This is a genomic window from Microbacterium sp. UBA837 (assembly GCF_002296025.1).
Taxonomy (GTDB): Bacteria; Actinomycetota; Actinomycetes; order Actinomycetales; family Microbacteriaceae; genus Microbacterium.
Window position 1 is genome coordinate 1 of sequence record NZ_DBHD01000044.1, and the last position, 5,968, is coordinate 5,968.

8 protein-coding genes are annotated in these 5,968 nt (G+C 66.9%); 1 reads left to right on the forward strand and 7 read right to left on the reverse strand.

Annotated elements, in window-relative coordinates:
* The 5 genes from B3587_RS03250 to B3587_RS03270 all read right to left on the reverse strand — a co-directional run.
* A partial coding sequence (locus tag B3587_RS03250) for a uroporphyrinogen-III synthase (protein WP_292726521.1) occupies nucleotides 1-476 on the reverse strand: 476 nt, incomplete at its 3' end.
* Nucleotides 477-677: 201 nt separating this feature from the next.
* Nucleotides 678-953, reverse strand: coding sequence for a hypothetical protein (locus tag B3587_RS03255; protein WP_292726523.1), 276 nt, complete (start codon nucleotides 951-953; stop codon nucleotides 678-680).
* Nucleotides 943-1,344 (reverse strand): phage holin family protein, encoded by a 402-nt coding sequence (locus B3587_RS03260; protein WP_228178329.1) that lies wholly within the window; start codon nucleotides 1,342-1,344, stop codon nucleotides 943-945. The genes B3587_RS03255 and B3587_RS03260 overlap by 11 nt, the downstream gene beginning before the upstream one ends.
* Before the next feature lies 1 nt (nucleotide 1,345).
* Nucleotides 1,346-1,732 carry a hypothetical protein gene (locus B3587_RS03265; RefSeq protein ID WP_228178328.1) on the reverse strand — a complete coding sequence of 129 codons (387 nt, stop codon included), beginning with the start codon at nucleotides 1,730-1,732 and terminating at the stop codon, nucleotides 1,346-1,348.
* The gene (locus B3587_RS03270) at nucleotides 1,729-3,204 is read right to left on the reverse strand and encodes a protoporphyrinogen/coproporphyrinogen oxidase (RefSeq protein WP_228178327.1); all 1,476 of its coding nucleotides are present in this window, start codon (nucleotides 3,202-3,204) and stop codon (nucleotides 1,729-1,731) included. The genes B3587_RS03265 and B3587_RS03270 overlap by 4 nt, the downstream gene beginning before the upstream one ends.
* Nucleotides 3,205-3,420: 216 nt before the next feature.
* On the opposite strand from B3587_RS03270, the gene B3587_RS03275 reads away from it, so the two are divergent.
* A complete protein-coding gene (locus tag B3587_RS03275; RefSeq protein ID WP_292726527.1) occupies nucleotides 3,421-3,987 on the forward strand; it encodes an HhH-GPD-type base excision DNA repair protein in 567 nt (188 codons plus the stop codon).
* 27 nt (nucleotides 3,988-4,014) lie between these two features.
* Here the strand turns inward: B3587_RS03275 and B3587_RS03280 are convergent, their stop codons facing one another.
* Nucleotides 4,015-5,400, reverse strand: coding sequence for a glycine--tRNA ligase (locus B3587_RS03280; RefSeq protein ID WP_292726529.1), 1,386 nt, complete (start codon nucleotides 5,398-5,400; stop codon nucleotides 4,015-4,017).
* Between the two features lie 82 nt (nucleotides 5,401-5,482).
* A partial coding sequence (locus tag B3587_RS03285) for a TetR/AcrR family transcriptional regulator (RefSeq protein WP_292726531.1) occupies nucleotides 5,483-5,968 on the reverse strand: 486 nt, incomplete at its 5' end.

Sequence of the window (5,968 nt, forward strand, 5' to 3'; positions counted from 1 at the left end):
GTGAGCATTCCGGTGAGCACCGGCTTCGCCGTCTCGCTGCGCAGTGTCAGGATGTCGCGCGGCTCGGGTTCGAGGTCAATCATCTGGCCTGCCAGGCCCGCGGCTGAATTGTCGAGGTCCGGTACGAGATCCACGCGGTACCCGACGGCTTGCAGCGCTGCAGCCGTGGTTTCTCCGACCGCGGCGACCTTCGTCTGCGGGGGGATGACGGCGCGGTAGGCATAGAGGACGTCGACGGTGGTCGCACTCGTGAGCGTCACCCAGTCGAAATCGCCCGCCGCAAGGGCCGCTAGCGCCGACTCGAGCTCTGTCTGGTCAGTTGTGGGCGCGAAATTGATCAGCGGCGCGATGACAGGTACGGCGCCCTGGCGCCGCAGCGTCGCGGCGACGGAGTCGCCCCAGGGTCCCCCGCGGGGGACCAGAACACGCCACCCGGCCAGTGGCTTGGCGGCGGTCTTGGACGGTGCTCGGTTCATGATCGACTCATCGATGCGGAGTCGACCGCCCGACGTTCGAGCAGCCGAACGACGTGTCACCTCGGGTCACAGGATGGTGGCAACTACGTCGTCGGCAGCTTCCGCATCATCGCGCTGCCTGTTGTCCGAGCATAACCCCCACGCTCGGGGGATGTCGCGGTCAAAAGGTCACGAGATGGTCACCTCGTGGCTGCTGCGGGGCTACTTGTTGACGTAGGAGTTGACGCCCCACCACACCAAAGCGCCCACGGCCGCCGCTTTCACCACGGCGAGAGTGACGGTCGCGACGGGGTGTTCTTGCGAGAAGCGGCGCAGTTTCGTCACCGCGCTGTCGGTGGCCTTCGAGACCTGCTTGGGAACGTTGGTCTTGTCTTCGATGGCAGCGAGCGCGGCCTTCAACTCTGCCCGGGCCCTCTCGACCGGGTCCGTGAGCGACAGGTCTACCGCTGTCTTGGGAACGCCGGTCTCAGAGCTCATCACGGATCTCCTTGATGTCTTGGCTGACAGCCTGGGCGGGGTTACGCCTGCGGGTGAGCTTCCGGAATCTCAGCACGCCGAGCAGGGCGAACACGATAGTCACGACCAGGAGGGCGGCGAACACGACCAGCGCCGACAGCCACACCGGCCACCACGACGAGAGCCCGGCGATCAGGAAGGTACCGAACACCGGCAACGACCAGAACAGCACGAACAGGGCGACGAGGAACAGGACGACGCCGATCCCGGCATCCTTCCCCGCCTGCCGCGCCCATGCCTTCGCGGCATCGACCTCGGCGACAATCAGGTTCCGTATCAGTTCCGGAAGCTCGCCGAGGAGCGAGAGAAGGGAATCGTTCGCCCGATCGCGGAATTCTCGAGGGGCGCTCATGTCACTCCTTGCCGGCTGCCTTGGCGATGTCGTCGATCGCCTCGTCGGCTGCCTGCTTCACAGCGTCGGCGGACGTGTCCGCTGCGCTGCTGACGGCATCCACGGAGTCTTTCCCGGCCTTCACCGCGGCGTCGAGCCGCTCGCCCGCGGTCCCCTTCGAGGTGGCAGCCTTGGTCACCTTGACCGCCGAGTCCCAAAGGGTGCTCGGCAACGCCATCGCGCTGGACTTCGCGAAGTCCTTCGCTTTGCCCACCTGCTTCTGCACGGGCTCCATGTTCCAGACCTTCAGAGCCTGGGACTTGATCTGCTCGTATCTCTGCCGACCGGCACGCGACCCGAGCACGTAGCCCACGGCGAGTCCGACGACGAGTCCTGCTTTGCCCCTCATGGGGTCTCCTCACGCTTGTCGAGCGGGTGGTCCTCACCCAGCGTAACGCCATCGGCATGTGTCCCCCACAGGAGGTTGACACGGAGCCGCTCAGCCTCCTCGCGCGCGTGCGCGACGACGCGCGCGAGGCCCGGGCCCGACACCCACGCCCCGACGAGCCCGAGACCGCGCACTTTGCCTACCCGCTCTCGCAGCGTCTGGGCTGCCTCGTCTCGCCCCCGCATCACGGCGGCCGGCGGCTGCACCCACCGGTCTCGACGCGCTTCGACAACCGCGTCAGCGGGTAGACCGAGCAAGGCTTCAGCCTCACGCGCCGCCTTGACGAAAACGTCGTCGTCACTGAGCGCGGCAGTCGGGGGCGCGGTCTCGAGGTCACCATACGTGAGGCGGGCCACGCGCACCCCGGTGACAGTACCGGTCCAGCGCGCGGTCTCGTCCGACGCGACAACCGGTTCGGTTGCGGGGTTCAGCGTGAAGACGGTGGTGTGCTGCTCCTCGGGTGCCGGCGCGGAGGCGACGAGCGTGACGACATCCTGCACGAGTTCGCGCGTCAGGAGCTCAGGGACGGAGAAGGGCACGAGGCGGGTGGCGTCGGCAGCTTCCGTTGCGACGATCACGGCGTCAGCGGCCAGTGTCTGCGTCTCATCGACGGTATCCAGGGTGACGGTCCAGGAACCGCCCGAGGACGTGAGCTGGGATACTCGCGCCCCGGTGATGACAGAAGCCCCGTAGTCGCCAAGGCGCGCGATCAGGGCATCGACCAGACGTGTCGGTCCGCCCACCAGGCCACGGATCGGCGGAACCCCTGACTCGTCGTCGGCGACCGCCAGCAATTCGCCAGCCGCGGCGGCGAGCGATCCGGTTCGCGTCAGTGCCGAACTCAGTCCGGGCGCGATGAGGCCGACATCCACCGCGTCGGGGACCAGTCCGTACCGGGCCCGCATCAGCGGGGCAACGAGCCGGCCCAGAATCTGCCCGCCCATGCGACGACGAACGAGTGTGCCGAGGTTGCGTTCTTTCCCGATGGTCAGCGGCGGGCGCAGCCGGTCGAGATAGGCCCGCCAGGTGCCGGCCCACCCGATCACGCGGCGCACCATCGGATCCCACGGATTCGCCGGTATGCCGGCCACGGTCTGCTCCGGGTAGGGCTGGACCCCACCGGAAACCGCGACCCAGACATCCGCGTTCGCCGGCTCGACCACCTCATCGCCGAGACCCAGTTCCGCCACGAGCGCGTCGACTGCACCGTTTCGGGTAGCCCAGCCCGTGGCGCCGAGGTCGACAGCGATACCCGCGACCTCGGCGCGCGCGATGGCGCCGCCGAGACGCTCGGATGCTTCAACCAGCGTCACCTGCAGCCCGACCTTCGCGCACTCCAGCGCGGCAACCAGTCCGGCGATCCCGGCACCGACAACGACGACGTGCTCGGATCTGGCGTGTTCGACCAGCTTCTCGAACGCGGATTCGGCCATTCCTCCATCCTCCACCATCCGCGCGAGCCCCAATCCCAGCCGAGTTGTCCTTCCTCCGCGCGAGTTGTCCTTCCTCCGCGGGAGTTGTCCTTCACCCACATCGAGCAACTAAGGACAACTCGACTCAAGGAAGGACAAGTCGGCTGAAAGGAGGACAAGTCGGCTGAGCGAAGGACAACTGGGCTGAAGGAGGGAGGTGCGTGGAACACTGATGACATGGAGTTGCACATCACCGGCGACGAGGCTGCTGACCGTCTGCTGTCGGATGACCCGCTGGCCCTCCTGATCGGGATGCTGCTGGATCAGCAGATCGCGATGGAGACCGCCTTCACAGGCCCGAAGAAGATCAGGGAACGAACGGGAGAGCTCTCCGCATCCGCCCTGGCGGCGTACGCCCCCGAAGCATTCGTCGAGGTGTTCCGCCAGACCCCGGCCGTGCACCGGTTTCCGGGATCGATGGCGGGCAGGGTGCAGGCGCTGTGTGCGGCGGTCGCGACCGACTGGGATGACGATGCCGCCGAGATATGGACGCGGGGCGAACCCGATGGCGCCGAGGTGTTGAGACGACTGAAGAAGCTGCCCGGGTTCGGGGAGCAGAAGGCGAAGATCTTCCTCGCCCTGCTGGGAAAGCAGTACGGGTACGACGGGGACGGATGGCGCGAGGCCTCCGCTCCCTACGGCGAAGAAGGGTCCTTCCGCAGCGTCGCTGACATCACCAGCCCCGAGTCCCTTGCGAAGGTGCGAGAGCACAAGAAGGCGATGAAGGCTGCCGCCAAGGGCTGATACTCACCCTCGATTCCGCAGCCTGTGTCAGGCGCCGGTGAGGCGCTCGCCGAGATAGGCCTCGACGCTCTCGAGCGGCACACGCTCTTGGGCCATCGTGTCGCGATCACGCACCGTGACGGCGTTGTCGTCGAGGGAATCGAAGTCGACGGTGACGCAGAACGGGGTACCGATCTCGTCCTGTCGGCGGTAACGGCGACCGATCGCGCCTGCATCGTCGAAATCGACAGCCCAGTGCCCGCGCAAGCGATCAGCGAGCCCACGCGCGAGCGGCGAGAGTGCCTCGTTGCGCGACAGCGGCAGCACAGCGACCTTGACCGGCGCCAGGCGCGGGTCAAGCTTCAAGACGGTCCGGGTGTCGGTGCCACCCTTCGCGTTGGCAACCTCTTCTTCGCGGTAAGCGTCGACGAGGAACGCCATCATGGCGCGAGTAAGCCCGAACGAGGGCTCGATGACATACGGGGTGTACTTCTCGCCCGAGGCTTGGTCGAAGTAGGTCAGGCTCTGCCCGGATGCCTCGGCATGGCTCTTCAGGTCGTAGTCGGTGCGGTTGGCGACCCCCATGAGCTCGCCCCACTCCTTGCCCGGGAACCCGAAGCGGTACTCGACGTCAATCGTGCCGGCGGAGTAGTGGGCGCGATCCTCCTCGGGCACATCGAAGCGCCGCATGTTCGCTGGGTCGATACCGAGGTCGGTAAACCAGTCCCAGCACGCCTCGACCCAGTGGTCGAACCACTCCGGAGCCTCGGCCGGGGGAGTGAAGTACTCGATCTCCATCTGCTCGAACTCGCGGGTTCGGAAGATGAAGTTGCCGGGGGTGATTTCGTTGCGGAACGCCTTGCCGACCTGACCGATCCCGAAGGGCGGCTTCTTGCGGCTCGCGGTGAGCACGTTCGTGAAGTTCACGAAGATGCCCTGCGCGGTTTCGGGGCGGAGGTAGTACAGGCCCGACTCGTCGTCGACGACCCCGAGGTAGGTCTTGACCAGACCCGAGAACGCGCGGGGTTCGGTGTACTGGCCCTTCGTGCCGCAGTTGGGGCACGGCACGTCGGCCAGCCCGTTCTCGGCGGTGCGACCCTTGCGCGCCTCGAAGTCCTCGATGAGGTTGTCGGCGCGGAACCGCTTGTGGCACTGCAGGCACTCGACGAGGGGGTCGGTGAAGGTCGCGACGTGCCCGGATGCCTCCCACACGCGCTTGGGCAGGATGATCGAGGAATCGAGGCCGACCATGTCGCCGCGCCCGCGGACGAAGGTCTGCCACCACTGACGGCGGATGTTCTCTTTGAGCTCGGTGCCGAGCGGGCCGTAGTCCCATGCGGAGCGGGAGCCCCCGTAGATCTCGCCGGCTTGGAAGACGAACCCGCGGTGGCGGGCAAGGGCGATCACTTTGTCGAGGCGGGACTGCTCGGCCACGGAGGAACTCCTGGGTCGGGGATGCGCTGCGCGCGAGGGTATCGCGGATGCCGCGACATCCGTCGATTCTATCCGTCGCGACTCACTGGCCGCGTGCGGTGTGGGTTCCGAGGACGACGTCGACGAGCCGCTCGGCCTCACCGTCGTCCCGGTTCGAGGGCGCGAAGACGCGTAGGACGATCGCGCCGACCAGAAGCTCGATGATCGAGGAGATGGGTGCTGTCGGCGGCAGTTCGCCATCGGTCACGCCCTTTTCGAGCCGATGCACGAGGTCACCGTCAGCCCCGAGTCGCTCGCGAATGCGCTCGCCGATCGCAGGGTTGGTCGTTCCCGCTGCCAGCAGCGACCGGAGCATCTCGTCATGCCCGGGGTCATCGACGAAGTCCAGGACGATACGCATCCAGCTCGCCAGATCGTCTCGCAGTGTCCCCGTGAAGCTGGGCGCGAAGTGTTCGGGCATCAGGAAGCCCTCGATGAGCGCCTCGGCGACCAGGTCGCTCTTTCCCGGCCACCACCGATAGATCGTCTGCTTGCCGGCCCCCGCCTCGGCGGCGATCCCCTCAATGCT

Bases quoted from the DNA above. Each gene is read 5' to 3' on its own strand.
- B3587_RS03260 (WP_228178329.1), bottom strand. From the start codon at position 1,344: ATGAGCGCCCCTCGAGAATTCCGCGATCGGGCGAACGATTCCCTTCTC.
- B3587_RS03265 (WP_228178328.1), bottom strand. From the start codon at position 1,732: ATGAGGGGCAAAGCAGGACTCGTCGTCGGACTCGCCGTGGGCTACGTG.
- B3587_RS03270 (WP_228178327.1), bottom strand. From the start codon at position 3,204: ATGGCCGAATCCGCGTTCGAGAAGCTGGTCGAACACGCCAGATCCGAG.
- B3587_RS03275 (WP_292726527.1), top strand. From the start codon at position 3,421: ATGGAGTTGCACATCACCGGCGACGAGGCTGCTGACCGTCTGCTGTCG.
- B3587_RS03255 (WP_292726523.1), bottom strand. From the start codon at position 953: ATGAGCTCTGAGACCGGCGTTCCCAAGACAGCGGTAGACCTGTCGCTC.